This window comes from Microbacterium sp. LWH11-1.2 (assembly GCF_038397745.1).
In the GTDB taxonomy this organism is placed as follows: domain Bacteria; phylum Actinomycetota; class Actinomycetes; order Actinomycetales; family Microbacteriaceae; genus Microbacterium.
Map to the genome: position 1 here is coordinate 1909151 of NZ_CP151636.1, position 25841 is coordinate 1934991.

The 25841-nt window shown below is 70.1% G+C and carries 28 protein-coding genes; 13 read left to right on the plus strand and 15 right to left on the minus strand.

What is annotated here, in order from left to right; all coding sequences use genetic code 11:
- Positions 1-64 precede the first annotated feature (64 nt).
- The 4 genes from MRBLWH11_RS09125 to MRBLWH11_RS09140 form a co-directional block, all read right to left on the minus strand.
- Positions 65-760: a DUF899 family protein gene (locus tag MRBLWH11_RS09125; protein ID WP_341947644.1), complete on the minus strand. Its 696-nt coding sequence runs from the start codon at positions 758-760 to the stop codon at positions 65-67.
- Positions 761-922: 162 nt separating this feature from the next.
- Positions 923-2308 carry an MFS transporter gene (locus tag MRBLWH11_RS09130; RefSeq protein ID WP_341947645.1) on the minus strand — a complete coding sequence of 462 codons (1386 nt, stop codon included), beginning with the start codon at positions 2306-2308 and terminating at the stop codon, positions 923-925.
- A 62-nt stretch (positions 2309-2370) separates the two neighbouring features.
- A complete protein-coding gene (locus tag MRBLWH11_RS09135; protein ID WP_341947646.1) occupies positions 2371-3471 on the minus strand; it encodes a YbdK family carboxylate-amine ligase in 1101 nt (366 codons plus the stop codon).
- Positions 3472-3477: 6 nt separating this feature from the next.
- The gene (locus MRBLWH11_RS09140) at positions 3478-3744 is read right to left on the minus strand and encodes a Rho termination factor N-terminal domain-containing protein (RefSeq protein ID WP_341947647.1); all 267 of its coding nucleotides are present in this window, start codon (positions 3742-3744) and stop codon (positions 3478-3480) included.
- A gap of 125 nt (positions 3745-3869) precedes the next feature.
- Between MRBLWH11_RS09140 and MRBLWH11_RS09145 the strand changes: the two genes are divergently transcribed.
- A complete protein-coding gene (locus MRBLWH11_RS09145) occupies positions 3870-4034 on the plus strand; it encodes a hypothetical protein (protein ID WP_162836769.1) in 165 nt (54 codons plus the stop codon).
- Between the two features lie 32 nt (positions 4035-4066).
- Here MRBLWH11_RS09145 and MRBLWH11_RS09150 read toward each other — a convergent pair whose 3' ends face one another.
- Positions 4067-4252, minus strand: coding sequence for a CsbD family protein (locus MRBLWH11_RS09150; protein WP_116635548.1), 186 nt, complete (start codon positions 4250-4252; stop codon positions 4067-4069).
- A 194-nt stretch (positions 4253-4446) separates the two neighbouring features.
- Between MRBLWH11_RS09150 and MRBLWH11_RS09155 the strand changes: the two genes are divergently transcribed.
- The gene (locus MRBLWH11_RS09155; protein WP_116635549.1) at positions 4447-4851 is read left to right on the plus strand and encodes a hypothetical protein; all 405 of its coding nucleotides are present in this window, start codon (positions 4447-4449) and stop codon (positions 4849-4851) included.
- 94 nt (positions 4852-4945) lie between these two features.
- Here MRBLWH11_RS09155 and MRBLWH11_RS09160 read toward each other — a convergent pair whose 3' ends face one another.
- A complete protein-coding gene (locus MRBLWH11_RS09160; protein WP_341947648.1) occupies positions 4946-5293 on the minus strand; it encodes a hypothetical protein in 348 nt (115 codons plus the stop codon).
- A gap of 241 nt (positions 5294-5534) precedes the next feature.
- Here MRBLWH11_RS09160 and MRBLWH11_RS09165 point away from each other — a divergent pair, with 241 nt between their 5' ends.
- On the plus strand, positions 5535-6089 hold the full coding sequence (locus MRBLWH11_RS09165) for an FBP domain-containing protein (protein WP_341947649.1): 555 nt from the start codon (positions 5535-5537) through the stop codon (positions 6087-6089).
- Here MRBLWH11_RS09165 and MRBLWH11_RS09170 read toward each other — a convergent pair.
- Genes MRBLWH11_RS09170 through MRBLWH11_RS09190 form a run of 5 tightly spaced genes read right to left on the minus strand, consistent with a single transcriptional unit; the run spans position 6086 to position 10297 of the window.
- Positions 6086-6286: a hypothetical protein gene (locus tag MRBLWH11_RS09170; RefSeq protein ID WP_341947650.1), complete on the minus strand. Its 201-nt coding sequence runs from the start codon at positions 6284-6286 to the stop codon at positions 6086-6088. The two genes, MRBLWH11_RS09165 and MRBLWH11_RS09170, sit on opposite strands and share 4 nt — an antisense overlap.
- Positions 6235-7161 (minus strand): PaaX family transcriptional regulator C-terminal domain-containing protein, encoded by a 927-nt coding sequence (locus MRBLWH11_RS09175; protein ID WP_341947651.1) that lies wholly within the window; start codon positions 7159-7161, stop codon positions 6235-6237. The genes MRBLWH11_RS09170 and MRBLWH11_RS09175 overlap by 52 nt, the downstream gene beginning before the upstream one ends.
- Complete coding sequence (locus tag MRBLWH11_RS09180; RefSeq protein ID WP_341947652.1) at positions 7151-8413, minus strand: aminotransferase class V-fold PLP-dependent enzyme; 1263 nt, start codon at positions 8411-8413, stop codon at positions 7151-7153. Before MRBLWH11_RS09180 ends, MRBLWH11_RS09175 begins: the two co-directional genes overlap by 11 nt.
- Before the next feature lies 1 nt (position 8414).
- The gene (locus MRBLWH11_RS09185; RefSeq protein WP_341947654.1) at positions 8415-9446 is read right to left on the minus strand and encodes a hydrolase; all 1032 of its coding nucleotides are present in this window, start codon (positions 9444-9446) and stop codon (positions 8415-8417) included.
- On the minus strand, positions 9446-10297 hold the full coding sequence (locus tag MRBLWH11_RS09190; RefSeq protein WP_341947655.1) for a tryptophan 2,3-dioxygenase family protein: 852 nt from the start codon (positions 10295-10297) through the stop codon (positions 9446-9448). Before MRBLWH11_RS09190 ends, MRBLWH11_RS09185 begins: the two co-directional genes overlap by 1 nt.
- A 174-nt stretch (positions 10298-10471) precedes the next feature.
- Here MRBLWH11_RS09190 and MRBLWH11_RS09195 point away from each other — a divergent pair, with 174 nt between their 5' ends.
- The 6 genes from MRBLWH11_RS09195 to MRBLWH11_RS09220 all read left to right on the plus strand — a co-directional run bounded on the left by MRBLWH11_RS09195 (position 10472) and on the right by MRBLWH11_RS09220 (position 16098).
- Positions 10472-11806 carry an extracellular solute-binding protein gene (locus tag MRBLWH11_RS09195; protein ID WP_341947656.1) on the plus strand — a complete coding sequence of 445 codons (1335 nt, stop codon included), beginning with the start codon at positions 10472-10474 and terminating at the stop codon, positions 11804-11806.
- Positions 11807-11878: 72 nt separating this feature from the next.
- The gene (locus MRBLWH11_RS09200; RefSeq protein ID WP_165808062.1) at positions 11879-12790 is read left to right on the plus strand and encodes a sugar ABC transporter permease; all 912 of its coding nucleotides are present in this window, start codon (positions 11879-11881) and stop codon (positions 12788-12790) included.
- The gene (locus tag MRBLWH11_RS09205; RefSeq protein WP_341947657.1) at positions 12787-13671 is read left to right on the plus strand and encodes a carbohydrate ABC transporter permease; all 885 of its coding nucleotides are present in this window, start codon (positions 12787-12789) and stop codon (positions 13669-13671) included. Before MRBLWH11_RS09200 ends, MRBLWH11_RS09205 begins: the two co-directional genes overlap by 4 nt.
- A 27-nt stretch (positions 13672-13698) precedes the next feature.
- The gene (locus tag MRBLWH11_RS09210; RefSeq protein WP_116635561.1) at positions 13699-14403 is read left to right on the plus strand and encodes a GntR family transcriptional regulator; all 705 of its coding nucleotides are present in this window, start codon (positions 13699-13701) and stop codon (positions 14401-14403) included.
- Between the two features lie 29 nt (positions 14404-14432).
- Entirely contained in the window at positions 14433-15140 is a 708-nt protein-coding gene (locus MRBLWH11_RS09215) for an N-acetylmannosamine-6-phosphate 2-epimerase (RefSeq protein WP_207769966.1), read from the plus strand.
- A gap of 37 nt (positions 15141-15177) precedes the next feature.
- Positions 15178-16098, plus strand: coding sequence for a BadF/BadG/BcrA/BcrD ATPase family protein (locus MRBLWH11_RS09220; protein WP_341947658.1), 921 nt, complete (start codon positions 15178-15180; stop codon positions 16096-16098).
- Positions 16099-16133: 35 nt separating this feature from the next.
- Here MRBLWH11_RS09220 and MRBLWH11_RS09225 read toward each other — a convergent pair whose 3' ends face one another.
- The 3 genes from MRBLWH11_RS09225 to MRBLWH11_RS09235 are packed head-to-tail and all read right to left on the minus strand — an operon-like array spanning position 16134 to position 19171.
- A complete protein-coding gene (locus tag MRBLWH11_RS09225) occupies positions 16134-16340 on the minus strand; it encodes a hypothetical protein (protein WP_116635564.1) in 207 nt (68 codons plus the stop codon).
- Between the two features lie 34 nt (positions 16341-16374).
- The gene (locus tag MRBLWH11_RS09230) at positions 16375-18084 is read right to left on the minus strand and encodes an amidase (protein WP_341947660.1); all 1710 of its coding nucleotides are present in this window, start codon (positions 18082-18084) and stop codon (positions 16375-16377) included.
- Between the two features lie 43 nt (positions 18085-18127).
- Positions 18128-19171, minus strand: a complete 1044-nt coding sequence (locus tag MRBLWH11_RS09235) for an agmatine deiminase family protein (protein WP_341947818.1) — start codon at positions 19169-19171, stop codon at positions 18128-18130.
- Between the two features lie 80 nt (positions 19172-19251).
- On the opposite strand from MRBLWH11_RS09235, the gene MRBLWH11_RS09240 reads away from it, so the two are divergent.
- Positions 19252-19887 (plus strand): TetR/AcrR family transcriptional regulator, encoded by a 636-nt coding sequence (locus tag MRBLWH11_RS09240; RefSeq protein WP_116635566.1) that lies wholly within the window; start codon positions 19252-19254, stop codon positions 19885-19887.
- A complete protein-coding gene (locus MRBLWH11_RS09245; RefSeq protein WP_341947662.1) occupies positions 19884-21257 on the plus strand; it encodes an aminotransferase class V-fold PLP-dependent enzyme in 1374 nt (457 codons plus the stop codon). Before MRBLWH11_RS09240 ends, MRBLWH11_RS09245 begins: the two co-directional genes overlap by 4 nt.
- Positions 21258-21276: 19 nt before the next feature.
- Here MRBLWH11_RS09245 and MRBLWH11_RS09250 read toward each other — a convergent pair whose 3' ends face one another.
- Positions 21277-22332 (minus strand): alpha/beta hydrolase, encoded by a 1056-nt coding sequence (locus MRBLWH11_RS09250; protein ID WP_341947664.1) that lies wholly within the window; start codon positions 22330-22332, stop codon positions 21277-21279.
- A 175-nt stretch (positions 22333-22507) separates the two neighbouring features.
- Here MRBLWH11_RS09250 and MRBLWH11_RS09255 point away from each other — a divergent pair, with 175 nt between their 5' ends.
- Together MRBLWH11_RS09255 and MRBLWH11_RS09260 are read left to right on the plus strand one after the other, a co-directional pair.
- Complete coding sequence (locus tag MRBLWH11_RS09255) at positions 22508-24106, plus strand: ABC transporter ATP-binding protein (RefSeq protein WP_341947665.1); 1599 nt, start codon at positions 22508-22510, stop codon at positions 24104-24106.
- Positions 24103-25836 carry an ABC transporter ATP-binding protein gene (locus MRBLWH11_RS09260; protein WP_341947666.1) on the plus strand — a complete coding sequence of 578 codons (1734 nt, stop codon included), beginning with the start codon at positions 24103-24105 and terminating at the stop codon, positions 25834-25836. The genes MRBLWH11_RS09255 and MRBLWH11_RS09260 overlap by 4 nt, the downstream gene beginning before the upstream one ends.
- The last annotated feature ends 5 nt before the right edge of the window (positions 25837-25841 follow it).

Genomic DNA, 25841 nt, shown 5'->3' on the forward strand with positions numbered 1-25841 from the left:
CTGCTGGCCCATCTCGGCGATGAGTCAGCAGAACGGGACAGGGTCAGCTGATCGGGACCGGGCCTCAGCTTCCGGCGCCGTACAGCTGCGCGACCTCTTTCGACCCCATGCCCTGATCGTAGGTCCCGTGCTGCGGCCAGCCCTCCGGCGAGTCCTCCCACACCTCCTGCCGACCGTACGGGAGCACGTCGACGAGCGCCTGCAGGTGACTGAAGCGCTCGGTGCCTCGCCCGTTCGTGTGCCAGGTGCGGTAGACGGTGTCGCCGTCGCGCAGGAACACGTTCACCGCGAACCCGCCGTCCGGCGGCGCGTCGACGTCGGAGCCGAACGTGCTGTCGGCGCTCGAGTACCACTCCATGCGGTTCCCCACCCGGTCGCGATAGGCGACGGCCTCGTCGATCGGGCCGTTCGTGACGATCACGAAGCGCGCGTCGTAGTAGCGGTCGAGGAAGTCCAGGCGCGTGAACTGCGAGGTGAACCCGGTGCAGCCAGGGCACTGCCACTCGTTGCCGTCGGACCACATGTGGTTGTAGACGATGAGCTGCGACTGCTCGCCGAAGACGTCGGCGAGCCGCACCGGGCCGTCGGCGCCCATGAGCGTGTAGTCCGGCACCCGCACCATCGGCAGGCGTCGTCGCTGCGCCGCGATGGCGTCGAGCTCGCGGGTGGCGGCCTTCTCGCGCACCCGCAGCGCATCGAGCTCGCGCTGCCAGGTCTCGGCGTCGACGACGGGCGGAAGGGGCGTCTGGGCAGTGCTCACGGTGACCTCCGGATGCTGATGAGACGATGCATCCAGTGTGCGCGCGGCCACCGACAGGGTCAACGGAGTTCAGCGCCGACCCACCCCGTTGTGGACGATCCGGCCTGTCGTGGGCGTTCGCAGAGGGCCGGTTCCCCCCGAAGGGGGTGGCCCGGCAGGGACTTACTCGCCCGTGCTCTGTTCGGCGGCGCGTTGCTCGACCGGGTTCCGACGGATCCCGATCCACGACACGACGCCGCCGAGCACCAGCAGTGACGCGGTGACCCAGGCGGCGTTGTGGAAGCCGCCGAGGTCGAGCGCCCCGCCGACGATCGTCGACAGCATCGCCACCACGAGCAGGCCCGCGACGCGCGACACCGCGTTGTTCACCGCCGAGGCGATGCCGGAGTGCTTCTCATCGATCGCGCCGAGGATCGCCGCGGTGAGCGGAGCGACCGTGAGGGACAGCCCGAGCCCCATCACGATCATCGCCGGGAGCACCTGCCACCAGTAGTCGAAGTCCGCGCCGACCGTGAGCAGCAGCAGGGCGCCTCCGGCCATCACGATCGGGCCGACCGTCATGAAGATGCGCGGGCCCCAGCGCCCGGCCCACGCTCCCGCGCGCGAGCTGAGCAGGATCATCAGGATCGTCATGGGGAGGCTGGCGAGACCGGCGGCCGTGGCGCTGAGCCCCGCGCCCTGCTGCAGGTACACGCCGACGACGAAGCCGTTGAGCGAGAGGGCGGCGTAGACGAAGAGCGTCGCCAGGTTCCCCCAGCCGAAGTCGCGCACGCGGAAGAGCCAGAGCGGCATCAGTGGCGTGGAGGAGGTGCGCTGACGCAGCAGGAACAGGACGAACAGCCCGGCACCGATCAGGGCGGGGAGCCAGATCGCGGGGGACTGCCAGCCGAGGTTCGGCTGCTCGATGAGCGCGAACACCACTGCGCCGAGGCCGAGGGCGCACAGCGCGCCGCTCCACCAGTCGACCCGCACCGTGCGCTCATGCTCCGGCAGGTGCAGGCGGGCGAGCAGGAGAAGCGTGATGGCGATCGGGACGACGTTGATGAGGAAGACGAAGCGCCAGGAGAGGAAGTCGACGAAGAGGCCGCCGAGCAGCGGACCGACGAGCATGGCGCCGGTCGTGAACGCCGTCCACACCCCGATCGCCCTGGCCTGCACCTCGGCGCGCATCGTGGCCGTGATCAGCGCGAGCGAGCTCGGAACGAGGAGCGCTCCCGCCGCGCCCTGCGCCGCGCGGGCGATGATGAGCGTCAGCGGATCGAACGCCGCGGCCACCGCGATCGAGGCCACTCCGAACGCGATCAGCCCGATGCGCATCACCAGCACGCGACCGTAGGCGTCCGACACGGAGCCGGCCAGGAGGATGAGCGCGCTCAGCGTGATCAGGTAGGCGTCGACCACCCACTGCTGAGTCGTGATGCCACCGCCGATCTCGCGGCTGATCGCCGGCAGCGCGACGTTGACGACCGTGCCGTCGAGGAAGGTGACGAAGGAGGCGAGCACCGCGATCGAGATCACGAGACGCTGAACAGGGGCGAAGGATGCCACAGGCCGAGACTACTCCCGGCTGCCCACCCCAAGGCGCGACGCGGGGCACGGCACCGCCCGGGTCACGGGGTCGGCGCCTGGTCCTGTTCGGTGATCGGGGCCGGGGTCCCCGCCCGGAGGAGCGCGGCCAGTCCGTGCACGCCCTCGTGTGCGACCGCACGTCGCTGCCGCGTCGCGCCGGTGCCGTCGCTGCGGATGCGCTCGAGCCGTTCGGTGACGAAGTCGTCGTCGCCGAACTCCTGGAGCGCGGGCGTGCTCGCTGCCCGCATCCGATCGACGACGGCCCAGGCATCGGCGGCCTCGCCCGTCGTGGGATCGATGATGCGTGCCTCCATGCCGGAGCGCGCGGCCGTCCACAGCGACGCATCGACCGCGTCGAGTCGGTCGCCCCGCAGGGAGCGGTCGTCCGAGAGCAGGAGGGCGCGGCAGAGCACGGCGGCGAGCACGGAGTCCTCGGGCTCCAGCTGCGCGTCGAACACCCGGACCTCGACCGTCGGGAAGCGCTCCGACAGCCGCACGGCCCAGGACAGCGACGCCGTCTCGCCGATCGCATCCAGGTCGAGGAGCTGCCGGATGCGGCCACGGTAGTCCTCGAGGTCGTGGAACCGGGGCGGGCACCAGGACGAGGGGAGACGGTGGATCAGCACGCTCCGCCAGCTGGCGAACGCCGTGTCGAGGCCGTTGGCGAAGGGACTGTTGCCGGTGAGGGCCAGCAGCACGGGGAGCCAGCCGCGGATCCGGTTGAGCGCGCGGACCCGCTCCTCGTCGTCGGCGATCTCGACGTGGACGTGCAGACCGTTCACCTCGTGGTCGCGGCTGAGATGCCCGAGACGGAAGGCGACATCGTCGTAGTGCGGGGAGGGGGAGACGATCGACGTCCGCGTCGTGGCGAACGGATGTCCGGTGGCGGCGGCGATCGCCCGCTGCTCCTGCGCATGCCATCCGACCAGGCCGCGCAGGTGGCGCAGCTGCGTCTCGGCCTCGGCACGGTCATCGACCGGCTCGGTGGCGGTCTCGAGCTGCGAGGTCAGGTACTCGGCCGTGACGCTGCCGCCGGTGCGGAGCCGCGTGAAGCGCTCCCGCGTGCCCGCGGCCATCGCCAGGGGCACGAGGGCGTCTTGGTCGAGAAGGAGGAACTCCTCCTCGATGCCGAATCGCGCCATCGCGGGTCAGTGATTCCGGAGGGCGGAGATGAGCTCGGACTTCCGCTTCCCGCTGTAGCCGGTCAGGCCCAGCTCCTTGGCGCGCTTCTTCAACTTGGGGACGGTCCAGTCCTCGTAGTCGCCGCTCTCGCCGCCGCGGCGGCCGACCGCCTTGCGTCCGTCTCTGGCCGCGGCGTTCGAGATGCGTGCGGCCTTCTCCTTGGATGCTCCGTCATCGCGGAGCTCCTCGTAGAGTTCCGGATCCTTCAGAGAGTTGTTCCGTCTGCCCGGCATGATCCTCAGCTCCTTGCGATGGCACCTGGGAGGTACCTGAGTCAACCCCCTGACGGGGAAAGTCGTACGTGGCTACGTTTGGTCGCTGTAGACGGGCGCACTGTGCCCCGGCGAAAGGAAATCTGATGAACATTCTGTTGATCATCGTCATCGTCGTCGCTGTGATCCTCGCGATCACCGGCGGACTCGTGCAGTCGCTTCAGTTCCTGCTCTGGGTCGGACTGGTCCTGCTGGCCATCGCCGTGATCGCCTGGTTGATCCGTGCGATCAGCGGGAGCCGACGGGCCTGACCCCACAAGTGAGGCCCGCCCGTCGGCGGGCCTCACTTGTCGAAAGCCGTCTTGGCGGCGTCCTTCACGTTCTCGCCGGCCTGCTTGGCTGAGGCCTTGACCTGGTCGGCCTTGCCCTCGGCTTCGAGCCGCTCGTTGTCCGTGACCTTGCCGAGGCCTTCCTTCGCCTTGCCGGCGGCCTTCTCGGCGGCGTTCTTGATGTCATCTGCGGCACTCATGTGCTGCTCCTCTCCTAGGCGGATCGTTTGCCTTCACACCCTCGCAAACCGCGGCGAAGACGGCCAAGGGATTGACAATCCGCAGGTGCCGTGTCAACGATGCCGAACCCGTCGACGTGGCTCCGTCGAAGGACTAGCCTGGCGCCAGGCGGGTGTCCTGCCCGCGGACCTCTCGAAGAAGGAAGCGGTGTGCGATGGACTCGATGATGATGGGCGCCATGTCGAAGAACATGGAGTCGATGACCGATGACATGGCCATGATGGACATGTCCGTCCTGCAGGCCTGTATGGACGCGTGCTCGGCCTGCGAGCAGGCCTGTACGGTGTGCTCCACTCAGCTGATGGACTGCGCGCCGGCATGCATGAACTGCGCCGACATGTGCAATACGATGATGCGCTCGATGATGCGGATGCAGGGGATGACCCCCGCCACCATGATGTCGATGCTCAACGCCTGCATCGCGATGTGTCAGCTCTGCATGGACGAGTGCATGAAGCACGCCGACCACAGCGAGGTCTGCAGGATGTGCGCTCAGGCATGCCAGGCCTGCATGGACGCGTGCATGGCCATGAAGGACATGATGATGGCGAGCGCCTGACCCTTCGACAGGCTCAGGGACCCAGCGACAGGCTCCGGGACCCAGCGAGGCCCAGGATGGCTCGGCGCCCAGCGGGGCTTGGGGCCCGGAGGGCTCAGGCCGCGGCGACGTTGTACTGCGTGCGCCCGATCGCGAGCACGCCGTAGCGCGCGTGCAGGGCCACCGGCGTGCCGGGGCCCGCTTCGAGCGAGGCGCCCGAGCCGTTCCACAGTGCGTGCGCCGCGCCGTCGAGCCCGCGCACGACGAGGTCGCCGGTCACGGCATCCGCCGACTCCACGATGCCGTCGACCCATTCGGCCGGCGTCGCCGAGGCGATGCGCGCCTGGATCAGGTGCAGGGCGTGGCCGGGAGCGAACGAGGAGCACCGGTCGCCGTGCTGGCACATGCACGCCGCACGCTCACGCACCGGGAGGGGCGAAAGGCGGTTCAGCGGCGTGGACACGGTGGTCTCCTTCATGATCGGGCGTTTCAGAAAGCGTAGGTCGGCATCCCGCGGGGCGATAGGCGCACCGACACGGAGTGAAACAAACAGGTGTAAGCTCGCCGGGTGCTGTTTTCGATGAGCGCCGTTCCGGCGCAGAACGGAGCCGCAGGCGCCCCCCGCGCCGCGGACAGAGGCTGAGGACCAGCCGGAGGCGGAATCCCCGTCCCCGGTGCTGCGTCATACCCGGCATCCATCGCCGGTGACCTCCACCTCCGATCGACTCGCCCGCTGCGGCGACCACTCCGAAAGCACCTCTCTCATGCGTCCCATCGACGAGCGCGCCATCCGCGCCTCCTTCATCAACGCCTCCCGCAAGGAGGTCTCCGACCTCCACCTGCCCGCCGACTTCGCGGACATCGACTTCGACAAGCTCGACTACCTCGGCTGGACCGATCCGAAGATGCCGCGCCGCGCCTACGTCGTGGCCTGGATCGACGATGCTCCCGTCGGCGTCGTGCTGCAGCGCGCCGAGCAGCGCGTGCTCGCCCGCGCGCAGTGCTCCTGGTGCGAGGACGTCACGCTCCGCAACGACGTGCAGCTGTTCGTGGCACGCAAGGCGGGCGCGGCCGGTCGCAAGGGCGACGCCGTCGGCAACCTCGCGTGCGCGGAGTTCGGATGCTCCCGCAACGTGCGGGTCCTGCCCCCGCTGGCGTACCAGGGCTACGACCGCGAGCTCGCGCGCGAGATGCGCATCCTGCGCCTGCAGGAGCACGTCACAGGGTTCCTGCGCGAGGTCGCGGGGACGACGGCCTAGGCGATCTCGAACGTCGCCACCGTCTCCTCGTCATCGCAGGCGCCGCCGACCCAGAGGCGGAATCCGCCGGGCTCGACCCGGCGGATTCCGTCGAGGCCGGAGCCGATCGAGCAGACGCACGTGACTCTTCCGACGCGGCTCGTGGTCAGGGCGACGACGGCGCGTCCCGCCGGGTGACCGCCCGGACGTGCTCCCACGCGGGCTCGGCAAGGCCGACCGAGAGCCGGGCGAACTCGTCGAAGCTGCGGCGGCCGGGCCAGTCGGACGGCAGCATCGACGGCGGCAGGCCGGGGTCGGTGTACGGCAGCACGCGCCAGCTGTCGATCAGCCGCACGTACGCCGCGAAGGGTTCGGCGGGAAGGGCGGCGAGCGAGTCCTGGAAGGCGAGGTGCTCGGCGCGCAGCGCCTCGAGATCCCACCAGTGCGCCGCGGCGTCGATCAGCGAGCCGGCAGGCAGCGGGTCGGACGCCCGGAACAGGGTGGTCCAGGGGCGGGCACCCAGGTCGTCGAGGATCTCGAGCACCTCGTCCAGGAGGTGTCCCGGGCAGATCCAGAGGGCGGGTGACACGTTGCCGGCGCCGATCCACTGCAGCCGGCGGCGCAGCTGGTGACGCACGCTGCGGGCGCTCTCGGGGACCGAGAACGACACGAGGCACCAGGTGTCGGCATCCGTCATCTCGCGCATCTCGAAGATGCGACGGTCACCGCGCTCCAGCATCCCGACGGCAGCCGGGTTCAGGCGGTACCCGATCGCCTCGGAGCGCTCCGGGACGAGGAGGCCCTTCTGCTTCAGCCGCGTGATGCCGGTCCGCGCCTGTGCGGCGGGGATGCCGAGATCGCCCGCGAGCGCGACAAGGTCGGCGGCCGAGATCTCTCCACCCAGCGGCCGCAGGTAGAGCCCGATCAGCGTGCGCAGCAGCGACGCGGTGCTTCCGGGTCGCGCATCGATGTCGTCCAGCACGGCCGGGCTCCCCGAGCCCGCCTGGGTCCCTGAGCCTCCCGGGGTCCCTGAGCCTCCCTGGGTCCCTGAGCCTCCCTGGGTCCCTGAGCCTGTCGAAGGGTCAGCGTCCATCGGACTTCAGAGCGTCGCGCACCGCGAGGATGCCCGTCACCGTCTCGACGTGCGACGTGCTCAGCGGCGAGAGCCCGAGGCGGATGCCGTCGGGGAAGCGGAAGTCGGGGATGATCCCGTCCTCCCACAGGCGCCGGGTGACCTCGCGGAAGTCGGGGTGGCCGATCGTCACGTGGCCGCCGCGGAGCTGCGGATCGCGCGGGCTGAGCAGGCGCACGTCGAGGGGGGCGAGGACCTCGTCGTAGGCCTGCACCGCGAGCTCGGTCAGCGATGTCGACTTCGCGCGCACCTCAGCGATCGTCGCCTGCTCGATGAGGTCGAGCATCCCCTGCATCGCGAGCATGGACGTCACCGGCGGAGTGCCGCTGAGCAGCTGCCGGATGTCGCCTGCCGGGGCGTACTCGGGACCCATCGCGAAGATGTCGGCCGCACTCCACCACCCCTGGATGGGCTGGCGCAGCACGCCCTGCAGGTCGTGGCGGAGGTACGCGAACGCGGGGGAGCCGGGTCCGCCGTTGAGGTACTTGTACGTGCACCCCACGGCCATGTCGACCCCCCAGGCGTCGAGCTGCATCGGGACGACACCGGCGGAATGGCACAGGTCCCACATCATCAGCGCGCCCGACTCGTGCACGGCCGCCGTGATCGCCTCCATGTCGGCGAGGGCGCCCGAACGGTAGTCCACGTGGCTGAGCGAAACGAGCGCGGTGCGCTCCGACACCGCGTGGTGCACGTCGGCCACGGTCACGCCCCGCACCGGGTCGGGGTCGAGCCAGCGCAGCGTCATGCCGGCCTCGGCTGCCACGCCTTCGGCGAGGAAGCGGTCGGTCGGGAAGTTGCCCGCCTCGATGACGAGCTCGGTCCGCGCAGGCGCGCCGTTCGTGCCCTGACGCCCATCCGTCGATCCCTGAGCGTGTCGAAGGGCGGCGCGCATGAGCTTGTAGATGAGCACGCTGGTCGAGTCGGCGACGACGGTCTGTCCGGCCGCGGCGCCCAGGGCGACGCGGCCGATGCGGTCGCCGAGCTCCATCGGCAGGGCCATCCACTGCTCGTCCCACGAGCGGATCAGTCGCGTGCCCCAGTCCTCGCGCACGAAGGTCGCGAGCTTCTCGGGGATGTCGCGCAGCGGGCGGCCGAGCGAGTTGCCGTCGAGGTACGCCGTGACGCCGGGGGCGTCGAGGAACGCGTCGCGGTGCGCACCGAGCGGGTCGGCGGCATCGAGGGCGCGGGCGGTGTCGAGGAGGTCGGTCATGTCACACCTTCAGATCGGCGGGGGTGAGGCGGCGGGCGCGGAGCGGGTCCGCGTCGCCGCGGAGGAAGAGGAGGACGGATGCCGGGTCGCGCGGGTCGGCCGGAGCGAGCGCGCGGACGAGGGCGAGGCTGTCGATGCCCGCCTCCCGGAGTGCGGCGACCTCGCCGGGATGCAGGTCGACGGGCGTCGGACCGTTGCCCATGTCGGTACCGTAGAGCACGGTTCCGCCCGCGGCGTGGAAGCGTCGGACGTTGTCGATCGCCGTCGCCCGCTCGGGGTCGTCGTGGATCGCGAGCGTCGAGATCCAGCGGACGGATGCCGCCTGCACCGCGATCTCCTCGTCGGAGAGCCGCTCGGAGAAAGGGGCGTGGGCGAGCGCGGCGGCACCGAGTCGGGCCGCCCGCTGCGCCTCGGCGGGGCCCTGCGCGTGCACGACGACGGGGAGGTCGCGCGCGGCGGCGAGCTCGATGATCGTGCGGAGCAGGTCATCGTCGAACACGGGACCGGCATCGCTGTTGCTCGCGACCTTGATGCGGGTGGCGCCGGCATCCGCCATCTCCGCGACGGCCGCGGCGGCGTCGTCGGTGCTCGCGATCTCGCGGAAGGAACCGCTCGGCGCCCAGTCGCGGTCGGACGGGTATCCGCCCGGCGGGGTGAGAAAGGCGCCGGCGAACTCGACGGTGGGGCCAAGCGGCGTGCGTAACTCAGCAAGAACTTCGCCGAACCGGGCGGAACCCGGCGGGGAGATGCTGTTCGGCGACGTTCGTGCTGAATTGTGAACGGCCAGCTGTGCCAGCACCTCGACGTTCCCGCCCAGATCCACGACGCGACCCAGCACCGAATCCGCCAGCAGGTCGGCGTCGACGAGCTGCAGGTGCACGTGGTGGTCGGTGAATCCGCCGACGATGACGCCGTCGAGGCGCGGCAGGTCCGCCGGCAGCGCGACTTCGCGCAGCAGCATCTGTCCGTCGTCGTCGGCCTCGACGACGCCCTCGCGCCATCCTTCGCCGTCGAAGAAGGTGACGGCGAACATCAGCCGCCGATCTCGGTGCGCACGGTGTACAGCTCGGGGAAGAACGTGAGATCCAGTGCGCGCTGCAGGAATTCCACCCCGCTCGATCCGCCGGTGCCGACCTTCATGCCGATCGTCCGGGCGACGGTCTTGAGGTGGCGGAAGCGCCAGAACTGGAAGTTGTCCTCGAGGTCGACGAGGTCTTCGCACGCCTCGTAAAGATCCCAGTTCTGCTGGTGGTTCTGGTAGATCTCGCGGATGGCCGGCACGAGCTCCGGGGTCTCGCGGTAGGGCTCGCGGACATCGCGCTCGAGGATCGAGGCGGGCACGGGCAGTCCACGCCGCGAGGCATAGCGGAGGAACTCGTCGTACAGGGTCGGCTTCTCCCACTCGGCCGTCAGCAGCGCGAGATTGGCGGGATGATCGGCGAAGACCTGCAGCATCTTCTCGTTCTTGTTGCCGAGGGCGAACTCCACCGCGCGGTACTGCACCGACTGGAAGCCGGACGAGTTGCCCAGCGCCCCGCGGAACTGCGCGTACTCGGTCGGCGTGAGCGTCGCCAGGATCGCCCACTGCTGCGTCATGACGTCCTGGATCCTCTTCACGCGCGCGACCCGCTTCAGCGCCTCGCGGAGGTCGTCGCTCGCGAGCAGTTCACGGGCCGAGGAGAGCTCGTGCAGCAGCTGCTTGAGCCAGAGCTCCGTGGTCTGGTGCTGGATGATGAACAGCATCTCGTCGTGGTGCTGCGGGGCGCTGACCGGATGCTGCGCCGTGAGCAGCTGATCGAGCCCGAGGTACGACCCGTAGGTCATCTTTCCCGACAGGTCGGTGACGATGCCGGACTCCAGGGTGCGCTCGTTCTCGGTGCTCATGATCCCGAACATATCACTTCTGTGGCGAACGTCATAGGTGTGAAATGCTGTCGCGCCGGTGGAGTTTCACAACTGGACCGTACCAATTGTTTCGAGAAGGTTACATTTTGTCGTCATGGTTGCTATGGTCTGGCATAGTCGAACCACCACTGGACCGTACCACTTGGAGGAATGATGCAGAAGAACCGAGCACTGACGCTGGGCGCAATCGCTGTGTCCGCAGCGCTGCTGGCCGGCTGCTCGACGGGATCGGGCGGCTCCGGCGGCTCCGACGGCTCGGGCGAGGGCACCGTGAAGCTCGTCGCCTGGCCGGGCCCGGAGGGCGATGCGATGGCTGAGGTCGTCGACGCCTACAACGCCGGGCAGGGCAAGGAGGACGGCGTCGAGGTCGAGGTGACCCTGCTCTCACGGCAGGACACGTTCTCGAAGGAGACGGCGCTCATGGCATCGAAGTCCTCCGACGTCGACATCTACTGGACGGCGTCGTACAACGTCGGGCAGTTCGCTCCGTCGCTCGAACCCCTCACCGACATCGACACGTCCGCATACTTCCCGGTCGCCGCCGAGGGGCTCACGTACGAGGGCGAGCTCTATGCCCTTCCGCTCGACGTGAGCAATCACTTCCTCCTCTACCGGAAGGACCTCATCGACGCGCTGCTCAGCAACCCGGCCGCGCAGGCCGAGTACGAGAAGATCAGCGAGACGGTGCTCGGCGAGGCGCGCGCCCCGAAGGACCCGAGCGAGTGGGACCTCGACGACTTCAAGGTCGCCGCCGCCTACTTCTCGCAGAGCACGAACCCCGATTCGCCCACCGAGTACGGCACGATCCTGCAGGCCAAGAACCTGCTGTACAACACGATGATCTGGAACGACGTGCTGTGGGGCTACGGCGGCAACTGGGAAGAGGACGGCAAGGCCGCCCTCACGAGCGACGCCGCGAAGAAGGCCGTCCAGCTCTACGCAGACATCTATGAGAACAAGTGGACGTCGCCGGACAGCGCGCAGGCCGAGTTCCCGGAGACCCAGGCGGCCCTGCAGTCGGGTGACACCGCTTTCGCGATCCAGTGGTCTGCGGCGTTCGCGGCACTCAACGACCCGGAGCAGTCGCCCGACGTCGCCGGCAAGATCGCCATCGCTCCCGTGCCGGGAGGGCAGACGCACGTGCACGCGCTCGCCGTCTCGCTGAACAAGTACAGCGAGAACAAGGATGCTGCGAAGAAGTTCCTCTCGTTCCTCGCCACCACCGATGCGATGACGCAGTACGCCGAGGCGGGCGGGATCCCGGCGATGCCCGAGGTGCTCGAGGCCAAGGCCGACATCAACCCCGCGTTCGCGCAGGTCTCCGACAGCATCTCGGAGTACGGCTTCTCGGAGCCGGTGTTCCCGCAGACCTTCCAGGCCTACAGCAAGCTGGCCGAGGATCTGAGCGGAGCGTGGGTCGGTCAGTCCGACGTCGATGAGGCGCTCGAGACCGCGAACGCCAACCTGCAGGAGCTGCTGGACCGCTAGCGACTCCGGGGCGGGCCAGCGCGGCCCGCCCCGGAGCACCCTGCACATCGCACGACAGACCGGATGGACGCCATGCCCCACACCGTCGAACGCGCCAAGACCATCGCCGCGGAGAGACACAAGAGGACGTTCGCGGCGACCGTTCTCAGCCTTCCCCTGATCCTCTTCGCGGCCGTCTTCGTGCTCTACCCGCTCGCATCGGGCGCGCTGACCGCGTTCCAGAGCAGCACTCTGCTCGACCAGTCCAACGAGCTGAACGGCATCGACAACTTCGTGTCGCTGTTCCGCAGCGACGGCTTCGCCAAGGCGGCCGGTTTCACGGTCGGCTTCTCCGCGATCGTCGTCGCCCTCGAGATGGTCCTCGGCTTCGCGCTCGCCCTGGTCATGAACCGCGCGTTCCCCGGCAAGAAGCTCTTCTTCACGTTGCTGCTGCTGCCGATCATGATCGCGCCCGCCCTGCTCGGTGTGATGTTCCGGCTTCTGCTCAACGGCGACATCGGTGCCCTGCCCACGCTGCTGGAGAGCGTCGGCCTGAGCGTGTCGCTGTTCTCGCCGGACTCGGTCGTCCCGCTGCTGGTCGTGCTCGACGTTCTCCAGTGGACGCCCTTCACGTTCCTGATCATCTACGCAGGACTCCAGTCCCTGCCCAAGGAGCTGCTCGAGGCGTCGGCGATGGACGGAGCCGGGTACTTCCGCTCCCTGTTCTCGGTCGTCGTCCCGGTGCTCAAGCCCGTGCTGTTCGCCGCGTTCTTCCTGCGCGCGATCGATGCGATCCGCACGTTCGACGTGATCTATGTGCTCACGGCGGGTGGTCCGGGCACGACGACCACCACTCTCAGCATCTTCATCTACAAGACCGCCTTCGAGGCCGGTGACTTCGGGAAGGCCGCCGCCGCGGCACTGGTCGTGCTGCTCTGCCTGATCCCGTTCGTGCCGTTCATCGTGCGACGCATCTCCTCGACCGGAATGGAGGCCAGGCGATGAGCACGACGACCGTCCGACCCTCGACAGCGTCCATCCGCCCGCGTGCGACACGGAAGCCCGCGGCATCCGGAAGGAAGTGGCTGTTCACCGCGCTCGCCGGAGTCGTCGCCCTGATCGTGAACGTGCCGCTGCTGAACGCGGCGCTGGTCAGCTTCAAGCCCGACGGCGAGATCGCGAAGAACCCCCTGGCGCCGCCGGCATCCCCCACTCTCGATCACTACGCGAACGTGCTCTACGCCTCGGGATACGACTTCCCGCGCTTCTTCCTGAATTCGGCGCTGATCGCGATCGGCACCGTCCTCGTCGTCCTGGTCATCGCGATCCCCGCGACGTACGCGATCGTGCGGCTCGGCTTCGGCGGACGGTGGATCATCAGCAGCGCATCCGGGCTGCGCCTGCTTCCCGCGATCTTCTTCGTGGTGCCGTTCTTCATCCTGTTCTCGACGCTGGGTCTGCAGGACACCATCCAGGGGCTGATCGCCGCGAACGCGTTCCTCAACCTCCCGCTCGCGATCATCCTGCTGTCGTCCGCCCTCGGAGACATCCCGCAGGAGATCGAGGAGGCGGCAGCGGTCGACGGCGCGAGCATCTACCGCACGCTGGGCTCGATCGTCCTGCCGCTGCTCGCTCCCACCGTGGTGGCGGTCGCCGTGCTCGTGTTCATCTTCAGCTGGAACGACTACCTCTTCGCACTGGTGCTGTCGACGTCGAACGCCACTCCGGTGACGCTCGGTGCGGCGAACTTCATCACCAGCACCGGCATCCGCTGGGGAGACATCTCCGCAGCCTCCGTGCTGTCGACGCTGCCGCCGCTGCTCTTCGCGGTGTTCGCCCAGCGATACCTTGTCAGTGGCCTGTCATCGGGGGCGGTCAAGGGATGATGCGGTCAGCTCAGGAAGGACCAGACCATGGCGCACAAGTATGAAGAGGTCGCTGCCAGCATCCGGGAGTCGATCGCGGAGTCCATGGCGCCGCACGATGCCCTGGCCTCCGAGCGTGAGCTCATGGCGATCCACGGGGTCAGTCGGATGACGGTGCGCAAGGCCATCGCGACGCTCGTCGAGGAGGGGCGGGTCTACAACGTCCACGGTTCGGGCACGTATGTCGGATCGGCCGACATCTTCTCCAAGACGCCGAAGCTGACCTCCTTCACAGAGGACATGATCAGCCGCGGAGCGGTCCCGTCATCCCGGGTTCTCGAGCTGGCCCGCATCGAAGCGCCCGAGAGCATCGCCGCCGCGCTCGGGCTCGCCCCGTCGGAGGAGACGACGCACATCCGGCGCCTCCGACTCGCCGACGATGTGCCGATCGCGATCGAGGACGTCTACGTTCCGCGGCTGGTGCTCGATCTCGAGTCGCTGAACCTCGGCGCCTCGCTGTACGAGCAGCTGCGCCTCGCCGGACACGAGGTGTTCCGTGCCGAGCAGGAGATCAAGGCGATCACGCTGACGGCGCAGGAGAGCCGGCTCTTGGAAGTCGCGAAGGGCGAGGCGGCGCTGTCGGTCACCCGGGTCAGCTCCTCTCGCCGTGGTCATCTGATCGAGTTCGCCCGCACCATCTACCGCGCCGATCGCTACACGTTCCAGCTCGCCGTCACCCGGGACGACAAATGACATCCGCGCGCACGCAGAGAAAGCTCCCCATGCTCCACAGCCTCCGCGGCGGCCTCATCGTCTCGTGTCAGGCGTATCCCGGCGAACCGCTCCGGAACGCCGAGGCCATGGCGCGCATCGCGCAGTCGGCCGTGCTCGGGGGCGCCGTCGCGATCCGGGCGCAGGGGATCCAGGACATCCGCGCCATCGCGCAGAGCGTGACGGTGCCGCAGATCGGACTGTGGAAGGTGGGCGCGGACGGCGTCTTCATCACCCCGACGCTGGATCACGCGCTGGCGGTGGCTGATGCCGGTGCCGACATCGTCGCGATCGACGGCACCCGCCGCGAGCGTCCTGACGGCCTGACGCTCGCGGAGACGGTCCGGCAGATCAGGGACCGCACCGGGCTCCTGGTGATGGCGGATGCCGGCAGCGTCGACGACGCGGTGGCCGCCGAAGACGCCGGGGCCGACATCGTCGGCACGACCCTCTCCGGGTACACGGGGGAGCGTGCACGCACGGCGGGGCCGGACCTCGAGCTCGTCCATCTGCTCGCATCCCGCCTTTCCGTCCCGGTGTTCGCGGAGGGGCGCATCCACACCCCCGCCGAAGCTCGCGCCGCTCTGGATGCCGGTGCGTACTCCGTCGTCGTCGGCACCGCCATCACGCATCCGACGTCGATCACCTCGTGGTTCGTCCGCGCGCTGACCGACGAGCCGGCCCCCGCCCAGGGCGGCGTCGACCGGGTCGGCATCTGACCTCTCCGGTCCGACTCTCTCGAAAGGACGCAGAGCCATGGTCGCAGTCGCGGTGGACATCGGTCAGACGCAGGCGCGCATCCGCGTGCTGTCGGCGGCGGCACCCGAGCTGCAGGTCTCGGGATTCTCGTACGGCGCGAACCTGCTCGCGGTGATCCCCGAGATCGTCGCCCAGGCGGCGAAGCAGCTGCAGCTCGCGACCATCGACGCGATCGGCGTCGGGAGCACCGGACTGTACGGCAGCGTCCCGGCCATCGACGCGTTGGCCGAGGATCTGCATCGTCGGTACGGCGTGAAGCGGGTCGTGGTCGCCGACGACGCCGTCACCGCGTATCTCGGCGCCGTGGGCGCCGCTCCGGGGGTGGTCGTGGCCGCGGGCACCGGGATGGTCGGGCTCGGGCACGGCCCGAAGGGAACGGCGCGGGTCGACGGTGTGGGAGGGATGATCGGCGACGACGGCGCGGGCTGGTGGATCGGGCGACGCGGCCTGATCGCCGCGATCAGCGCCGCCGATGGTCGCCCGCACGCGTCCGACGATCTCCTGGATCGGCTGGAGGCGCGTTTCGGTCCTGTGGCGGACTTCGCCGCGACGGTCGCGGCGGACTCCTCGCCGGTCGCCGTCGTCGCGTCGTTCGCCAAGGATGTGGCGGATGCGGCGCGCGCCGGCGATGCAGTGGCGGCGCGTATCTGGACGGAAGCGGGGACGCACATCGGGGGCGTCGTCGTCGCCGCGGCCGAGCGCTCCGGTCTCGCCGACGGGTTCCGGTGGGCCCTCATCGGACGGCTGGGCGCCGCAAGCGATCTGCTCGAGGGCGGGTGGGCACAGATCCTCGGCGAGCGGTTCCCCGGCGCCACTCGGGTCGCGCCCCGCGGAGAGCCGCTGGATGGCGTGGCACAGCTGCTCGACCTCGGTCCGGCGGACTTCGGTCCGCTCGTGCGCGAGGTCCGCATCCGCTGAATCGCGTCCCGGAAGAGTGCTCCGCCCGGCGCGCGTCAGAGATGCGAGATGCCGCGCTGATGCTTCTTCACGTACGCCCGCTCGCGGCGCGGACGGCTGTATTCGACGAAAGAACTGACCGCCCCTCCGATCAGCGCGTGGACGGCGGCGCCCAGAGCGAAGAGGATCCCTCCCGCGACCGCGATGACGACGGGCAGCAGCGGGCCGAAGAGCAGCAAGTAGAAGATCACCCCGTTGTCCACGACCCCAGAGTAGAGCCCCTCCCGCAAAGGCTGCCTAGAGCCGCGGCGTCCGCGGGGGCGGCGTGCGCCGCGTGCCAGGGGCGCCGCTCGCCTCGAACGCCGCAGCCAGCCGCAGCAGCCGCGTGTCGTCGTAGGCCCGCCCGGCAAAGGTCAGTCCGATCGGCATGCCGATGTCGGCCATCAGTCCCATCGGCACCGTCACGGTCGGGATGCCGAGGTGGCGCACCGCGAGGTTGCCGTTGGCGATCCAGGTGCCGTTGCGCCAGCCGAGATCCGCGGATGCCGGGTTGACGTCCATGTCCGCCGGGCCGACATCGGCGACGGCGGGGAAGACCACGGCGTCGAGGCCGAGGCCGTCCATCCATGCCTCGAGGTCGAGGCGACGGGTCTCCTCGAGACCACGCAGTCCCTCGGCGAGCTCGGGCATGTCCTCGAACCTCGCGCCGGGGTTGTGGCGCACCCAGTCCGGGTACTCGGCGATGTCGTCGTCGAAACCGGTGTACCGGTCGGGGAGTGCACCCTCCGGATGTGGCGAGATCGTCGCGCCGTCGACGTCGGCGAGGGTGTGCAGCGCGGGGTCGCCGTTCGCCTGCAGGAAGTCCTCCCAGCTCCAGGCCGACAGATCGACGATCTCCCTATGCAGGTACTCCGGCGACACCAGTCCGCGGGTCGCGAGTGTCGGCGCACCCGGTCGGTCGCCCTCGTAGTTCGACACGACCGGGAAGTCGACCTCGACGACGGTCGCCCCGGCGGCCTCGAGGTCTCGGCGGGCGGACTCCCACTGCGCGATGACCGAGTCCCGCGTCTCGATGCGCTGCCCGGTCGGTCCGCCGATTCCCGGGATGTCGGCGGTGCCGGCATCCGGATCGGCGTTGATGTACATCGTCGGGATCCCGATGCGGATGCCGTCGAGCGAGGCGCCTTCGGCCAGCGCCGGGTACGAGGGCGGGCGCACGGCGGATGCCGCCGGCAGCTCGACCCACGGCTGCGCGCGCCAGAAGTCGCCCCGGGTCTCGGCATCGTCGGCGACGATCACGTCGAGCACTTCGAGGAGGTCGGCCATGGTGCGCGCGTGCGGGACGACGACGTCCATCGTGGGGACGAGCGGCCAGTTGCCGCGGGTCGAGATCACGCCGCGCGAGGGCGTGTAGGCGCAGAGCGCGTTGTTGGTCGCGGGTCCCCGGCCGCTCGACCAGGTCTCCTCCCCGAGGCCGAAGGCGGCGAAGCTCGCAGCGGTCGCTGTGCCCGATCCGTTCGACGAGCCGGAGGCGAACGGCGCGGTGAGGAAGTCGCCGTTGTACGGGCTCTCGGCCCGGCCGTAGACGCCGCGCTGCATCCCGCCGTTGGCCATCGGGGGCATGTTCGTCAGCCCGAGGCAGATCGCGCCGCCCGCGCGCAGGCGCTCGATCGTGAAGGCGTCGCGCTGGGCCACGAGATCCGCGAACGCCGGGCTGCCGGCCGCTGCGGTGAGGCCCTCGACGAGATAGCTGTCCTTCGCCGTGTAGGGGATGCCGTCGAGCGGGCCGCGCGTCTCGCCGCGGGCTCGGCGGGCGTCGGATGCCGCGGCCTCGTCGCGCGCCGCGGGGTTCGCGACCACGACCGCGTTGAGGGCGGTGGCGGTCTCCGTCCCGTCGTACGCGGCGATGCGCGCGAGGTACGCGTCGACGAGCTCGACCGCGGTGGTCGCGCCGGAGTCGAGTGCACGGCGGAGGTCGGCGATCGTGGCTTCGGTGACGTCGATCATGAGAGGTCTTTCGGTGGTGGTGATTCGTCTCGCCGGTGCTCGCTCAACGACCGGCGGTCGGGAGCGCGGGCTGCTGCTGGGTGATGCAGTGGATGCCGCCGCCGCGGTCGAACAGGGGACGCGCGTCGACGGTCGCGACGCGGCGTCCGGGGTACGCGTCGGCGAGGACATCCCGCGCCGCGGCATCCGCCTTCTCCTCGCCGAACCCGCAGGCCACGACGCCGTCGTTCGTGACGAGGTGGTTCACGTAGCTCCAGTCGACGAAGCCGTGGTCGTCTCGCAGCGTGGCGGGGGCGGGAAGGCCGATGACCTCGAAGCGGCGGCCCGCGGCATCCGTCTGCTGCTCCAGGTGCGCCCGCAGGTCGCGGGTGACGGCGTGGTCGGGGTGATCGGCATCCTGCTGGTCATGCAGCAGGATGCGGCCGGGGGAGACGATGGTCGCGACGATGTCGACGTGGCCGTTCGTGCCGAAGTCGTCATAGTCGCGGGTGAGGCCGCGGGGGAGCCACACGGCCTTCGTCGCACCGATCGTGCGGAGCATCTCCGCCTCGACGCGCGCCTTGTCGGCGAAGGGATTGCGCCGCGGATCGAGCTGCACGGTCTCGGTGAGCAGCACCGTGCCTTCACCGTCGACGTGGATGCCGCCGCCCTCGTTCACGAGCACCGAGCTGACGATCTCCGCTCCGACGGAGCCCGCGACGATGCGTGCGTGCTCGGCGGCCAGGCGCCACTCGGCCCAGTCGGGTGCACCCCAGCCGTTGAAGATCCAGTCGACCGCGCCGAGCACACCGGGGCGCTCGTCGTCGATCACGAAGGTGGGTCCGGAGTCGCGCATCCAGAACTCGTCGACCGGCGCCTCGATGATGTCGATCCCCCCGCCCAGCATCCGGCGCGCCCGGGAGATCTCGCTCGGGTCGACGAGCATCGAGACGGGCTCGAACTCGGCGACGGCGTGGGCGACGGCCGTCCAGGTCGCGTAGCCCTCCTCGCGCTCGGCGGCAGTCTCGCCCAGGGTCTGGCCCTCGGCGGGGAACGCCATCCAGGTGCGGTCGTGGCGTGCGGTCTCGGCAGGCATGCGCCAGCTCATCGTGATCTCCTCGCTGGTGGTCCCGTTCACAGCATCAACGCTGTTGAACACGTGATCAACGGGTGCTACGGTATCCCTCGATGAACACCACGTCAAGAGCACCCGCACCGCGGCGGTTGCCGCCGGAAGAACGCGAGCGGTCGATCGTCGACGGCGCCGTCGCCCTGGCACGCGAGAGCGGGATCGACACGCTCACCGTGCGCGCCGTCGCCGCGCGCGTCGGGGTGACCCCGGCCCTCGTGGCGCACTACCGCCCCGTCATGGACGCCTTCGTCGCCGAGGTCTTCGGCACGATCGTCGCGGCCGAGCGAGACGAGGTGCTCGACGACTTCACGCCGACCGGCGGTCTGCGTGCGAGCCTGCAACGGCTGGTCGAGACCCTGCTCGACGACTCCCGTGAGGACGTCGCCCTCGTCTGGGTGCAGGCGTGGTCGCTCGGGGTGCGCAACGAGCCGCTGGGGGAGCGCGTCCGCGCCGAGATGGACCTCTGGCAGAGCCGGCTCGCGGCCGTGATCGCCGACGCCGACTCGGCCGACCCCGACGACTCCGCGGATCCGGCCTTCGCCGCGTGGATGCTGCTGGCCATGGTCGACGGCATGAGCGCGCACTCCCTCGTGAAGTGGGCGCCCCGCGACCGCGCCGACCTCGCCCGCCGCACGGTCGCGGCCGTGCTCGACCGACATTCCGCCATCCCGATCAGTGAGGACCGCCCATGAGCGCCGACCGCATGCACGCCGCATCGCCCGAATCGACCGCGATCGTCGACGCCGTGCTCGATTACTCCCGGCGGCGGATGCTGGCCACCGACGTGCCGCTCGACAAGCCGCAGTCCGAGGCCGAGCTCAACCGCCTGATCGGCGCGACCATCACGGATGCCGGGCTCGGGGCCTCTCGGGCGCTGAGCCTGTTCGAGCACGTGCTCGCCCCGGCGTGCCTGACCACCAGTCATCCGCTCTACCTGTCCTTCATCCCGACCGCTCCGACGATGGCCGCCATCGCGTTCGACCTGGTCGTCTCGGCATCCGGTCTCTACGGAGGCAGCTGGCTCGAAGGCGCGGGCGCGGTGCACGCCGAGAACGAGGTGCTGTCGTTCCTCGCGAAGGAGTTCGGACTGCCCGACACGGCCGGCGGCGTGTTCGTGCAGGGCGGCACGATCGGCAACCTGTCGGCGCTCGTCGCCGCGCGCGAGGCGGCGAAGGCACGGCTGATCGCTGCCGGCAAGGAGCTGCCGACGCGGTGGAAGATCGTGTGCAGCGTCGAGGCGCACTCCTCGAACAAGTCGGCCGCCAGGGTCATGGATGCCGACGTGCTCCTGGTCCCGGCCGGCGACGACGGCGTGCTGCGAGCGGATGCCGTGCGCGAGGCGCTGGCCGAGCACGGCGACGAGATCTGCGCGGTCGTCGCGACGGGCGGGTCCACCAACTTCGGGATCGTCGACGACATCGCGGGCATCGCGGCGCTGAAGGACGAGTTCGACTTCTGGCTGCACATCGACGGCGCCTACGGGCTCACCGCGATGCTCGCGCCCGAGGCGCGGCCGATCTTCGCGGGCGTCGAGCGCGCCGACTCCGTGATCGTCGACCCGCACAAGTGGCTGTTCGCTCCCTTCGACTGCTGCGCCCTGATCTACCGCGATCCCGACAACGGCCGCCGCGCGCACACGCAGCACGCCGAGTATCTCGACATCCTCACCGACGTCGACGAGTTCAGCCCCTCGGACTACTCGATCCAGCTCACCCGACGCCCGCGCGGGCTGCCGATGTGGTTCTCGCTCGCGACATACGGCGTCACCGCCTACCGGGATGCCGTGAGCAGCACGATCGCCCTCACGAAGCGCATCGCCGGAGAGATCGCGCGTCGCCCCGAGCTGCGGCTCGTGCGGGACCCGCAGCTGTCGGTCGTGGTCTTCGAGCGCGAGGGCTGGGAGCGCGCCGACTACGACCGCTGGTCGGCCGAGCTGCTCGACTCGCAGCGCGCGTTCGTCGTGCCGAGCTCGCATGCGGGCCGCCCGAACACGCGCTTCGCGATCCTCAACCCGCTCACGACGTTCGACGACCTGGTCGGCATCCTCGACACGATGAAGTAGGCCGCGGGGGCGGATGCCGTCAGCGCGTGGTGTGCGCGTTCAGGAAGGCGATCGTCTTCTGCAGGGCCGTCTGCGCGTCGGGCATGTCCAGGTGGAACTGGTACTCGTGCGGCAGCGCGGGCTCGTGCGGGGCGGGCCAGAACTGCGTCGTCACGTCCACGCCGAGCTCCTCGAGACGCTGCGCCATGGGGATCGACTGCAGCCAGGTGAGACCGTCGCCGTTGCCGCCGGAGATGTACGTCGTCGGGAAGTCCGCGGTCACCCAGTCGACGGTCGACATGGTCGCCCCGGTCGAGTCCTCGGCCCAGGTGCGCGTGCCGGAGTACGCCCACATCGCCGACTTGAAGCCCCAGCCGGCGATACCGTCCAGTCGGGCGAGGGCGGCGAGGTCGTACACGCCGCAGTTCAGCACGGTCGCGACGACCTGATCGGCCGCGATGGTCGGCTCGATGCCCATGATCTCGGCGTAGTCGGGGCTCGTGATGAGCGTCGCCATCTGGCTGGCGAGCTGTCCGCCGGCGGAGTCTCCGGCCAGCACGATCTGCTTCGGGTCGACGCCGAGCTCCTCCGCGTGCCCGTCGATGTAGGCGAGGGCCTCGTTGAGCTGGTTCACGGCGAGCGGGTACACGCCCTCCGGGCCGATCGTGTAGTTCACCGCGATGGTCGTGTAGCCCTCGGCGGCGAGGATCCGCATGTACGGGTCGACGTTCTCCTTGGCTCCTGAGATCCAGGCGCCGCCGTGGATCCAGACCACGGTCGGAAGGGGGCCGTCGGCGGATGCCGGACGGAAGACGTCCATCGTGGTGTCGGCGCCCGCGTCGCCGTACGAGACGTCGAGCGTCTCGGTGAGCTTCGTGTCGGGCACGTGCTTGTCCATCTCGGCGGCGGTCGCGTCGCCGCCCTTCGTGAACACCGCGCGGATGATCATCGCCGAGGGCCAGGGGCTGATCGACCCGATGATCGCGACCACCGCGACCACGGCGATGATCACGCCGAGGGCGACCTTCGTGCGGTGCCATGGCCGGCGGGCCTTCTTCGGGTGATCGGACTCTTCGGCGTGCGCGCCAATGCTCATGGAACCCCTCCCTGCGCATCAGTGTGCCAGTATTCCGGTTCGCCTCGCACGCAGTCCGCCTCGCATGAGCGTCGCGCGAGGTCGGCGCGGGTTCGCGCGTCGGCTACGTTAGTAAGGTAACCCTTACTAACCTCAGGAGCCCCATGTTCTTCCGCCCCGCCTCGGCGACGCTCTCGTGACCACCGTCGGCGGAGTGTTCCGGGAAGCCGTCTGGGGCAGGGGGCGCCGCGCGCGGGCCGCGCTCTCGATCGTGGGCTTCTGCGGCCACCAGCTCGCCGAGGTGATGGTTCCGGTGGCGGTCGGCGTCGTGATCGATCGGGCCATCGCCCCGCACGACCCGGTCGCGCTGGCCTGGTCGCTGGCCTTCCTGGTCGTGGTCTTCGCGGTGCTGATCTGCGCCTGGCAGCTCGGCGACCGTGTCGGCACCGTCGTCTACGCGCGCGGCGAGCACTCCCTCCGGCAGGGCGTCCTCGGTCTCGCCCTGCGCCGACGCACTCGCCGACCGGCAGGCGAGGTCCTCACGATCTCCTCCTCGGATGCCGGTGAGACGGCCGGCTTCTTCTGGGTCGTGGCCGAGCAGGCGGCGGCCGTGACGGCCGTGATCGTCGCGTGCATCACCTTGCTGATCATCGCCTGGCCGCTCGCGCTCGCCGTCGTCATCGGCACGCTCGTGCAGGCGCTCGTGGTCAACGCCGTCAGCGGAGGTCTGCGGCGGCGCGGCTACGAGGCGCAGCGGCAGGCCGCCCGGCTCGACGCGGTGAGCACGGACTTCGCCACCGGGCTCCGTGTGCTGGGCGCCCTGGGCGGCGCCACGCGGGCGACGGAGCGCTACGTCGCCGAGAGCGCGGTCGCCGCGGGGGCGGCGTATCGCGCCGAGAAGGCGGCTGCGGCGCTGACCGCGCTCAATCTCGTCGTCAGCGGTCTCGCCTTCACGGGGATCGCGGTCCTCGGCGGGTGGCTGGCCCTGGACGGGGCGATCACGGTCGGCGGCTTCGTCACCGCGATGGGTTTGGCGCAGACGATCCGCGGACCCCTGTCGGCACTCGGATACCTCCCCGCGGAGATCGCGTCGAAGCACGGTTCGGCGACGCGCATCGCCGAGTTCGCCCAGGAGGCGGGGGAGGCGTCGGCCGCTTCGGATGCCGTGCTGCCGGATGCCGCACTGCCGGGCGCCCCTTCCGGAGGCAGTGACGTCGTCGCGCGGGTGGTCGTCGACGGGCGACGCCTCGACATCGCCGCCGGCGAGATCACCGGCATCCGTGCGGACCCGGAGCGCATCTCCGATCTCGCCCACCTGTTCGGCGGGCGAAGGGAGGCCGACGCGGGCGAGCTCGTCGTCGACGACATCGACGCGATCCACCTCGGACCCGAGGGCCTGCGGGCGCTGGTGTTCGCGCCGCCGCACGACGCAGCCGTGTTCACCGGCTCGGCCGCCGAGAACATCGCCGAGACGATCGAGGACGCCCACCTGTCGGCATCCGCCTTCGACGAGGTCGTGCACCGCCTGCCCGACGGTCTCGACGAGCGCATCGGGGAACGCGGTCTGCGGCTGTCGGGAGGGCAGCGCCAGCGCCTGCTGCTCGCCCGTGCGCTGCACCAGCCGCAGCGCCTTCTCGTGCTGCACGAGCCGACCACCGCGATAGATCCCATCACCGAGGCGCAGGTCGCGGCCGGGCTCGCCGGCGAAGGTCGCACGATCGTCCTGCTCACGGACCGGGCATCCCTGCTGTCGGCCTGTCATCGCGTGCACGACCTGAGGAGGGCGGCGTCATGATCGAGGAGAAGCTGCCCATCGCCTCGGGTCGCGATACCGCCCGCGGTCTGCTCGCCGCGCTGGGTCGGCGCCGGGGCCTGACGATCCTGGCGCTGGTCACCCTGTGCGCCGGCGTCGGCGCGGCGCTCGTGGCCCCCTGGATCATCGGCCTCATGGTCGACGACATCACCCGGGGCGGCGGATCGCTGCTGCCCTACGGGCTCGCGCTCGTCGGCTCGCTCACCGCGGGTGCCGCGCTCACCTGGGCGGGACGCGTGCTGCTGGCGCGCCTCGGCCAGGGCACGATCCGCGAGGTGCGGGAGGCCGCGTTCCGCACGGCGCTGGCACAGCCCACGGCTCGCATCGAGGCCGCCGGGACAGGCGACCTGGTCGCCCGCCTCTCCGGTGACGTGCGTGCGGTCGGGCAGGTCGTCGAGGAGGCGCTCCCGGCCTTCCTGGCCGCGCTGTTCGGCATCGTGCTGAGCCTCGCCGGCATGGGGCTGCTCGACGGACGGTTCGCCCTCGCCGCCCTGCTGGCCGCTCCCGTGCAGTACTTCTCGCTGCGCTGGTTCCTGCGTCGATCCGCCCCGGTCTACCGTCGGCACCGGGCCGTGGTCGCGGAGCGCGGACAGCGCACGATCGAGGCGGTCCGCGGGGTCGACACCGTGCTGGCGCTGCGCACGGAGGAACGGCATCTGGAGCGCATCGCCGAGGCGAGCGAAGACGCGATCGGGCTCGAGGTCCGGGCGACCAAGGTGCGCAACGACTTCAACGTCTTCCTGAACGGCGCCGAGCTGGTCGGTCTGTCCGCGGTGCTCGTGGTCGGCTACTTCCTCGTGGCCGACGGTCAGGTCGAGCTGGGGGCTGCGACCGCCGCCGCCCTGTACTTCCTCGGCCTCTTCGGGCCGATGGGGACGCTCCTGTTCCGGATCGACGAGCTGCAGGATGCCGGCGCGAGCCTCGCCCGGCTGTTCGGCGTGATCGGTCTGCCCTCGCCCGCCCCGCGAGACGAGGTCGCGGCACCGCGCAGAGGCGCGATCGATGTGCGCGAGCTCGGTTTCGCGCATCGGCCGGGACAGCGCGACCTCGACGCGGTGTCGATGTCGGCGGAGCCGGGGGAGAAGATCGCCGTCGTCGGTGCGAGCGGCGCGGGCAAGACGACTCTGGCGCGGGTGCTGGCCGGCGCTCTGCCGCACGGGGAGGGCGCGGTGTGGCACGACGAGGTCGACATCGAGGCCTGGCATCCGCACGATCTGCGCGACGCTGTGGTGATGCTGACGCAGGAGCCCCATGTCTTCGCCGGCTCGATCCGCGACGACCTCGCGCTCTTCAGCGACGCCGACGAACAGCGGATGCGCGGGGTCATCGACGAGCTCGGAGCGGGGTGGATCCTCGCGCTGCCGGAGGGCCTCGACACGGTCGTCGGAGAGGCGGGAGTGCCGCTCACTCCGGGGCAGACGCAACACCTCGCCCTCGTGCGGGTCGCGCTCGCCGCGGCATCCGTCGTCATCCTCGACGAGGCCACCGCCGAAGCGGGATCCGCCGATGCCGAGCTGCTCGACGAGGCCGCACTCGCTGCGATCGGCGAACGCACCGGCATCGTGATCGCGCACCGGCTGAGTCAGGCCGTCACAGCCGACCGCATCCTGGTGATGCAGGACGGCCGCGTGGTGCAGTCCGGCACGCACGACGAGCTGGTCGCCGCGCCGGGCCCGTACGCGGACCTGTGGGCGGCCTGGACCGCGTGGTGAGGCCC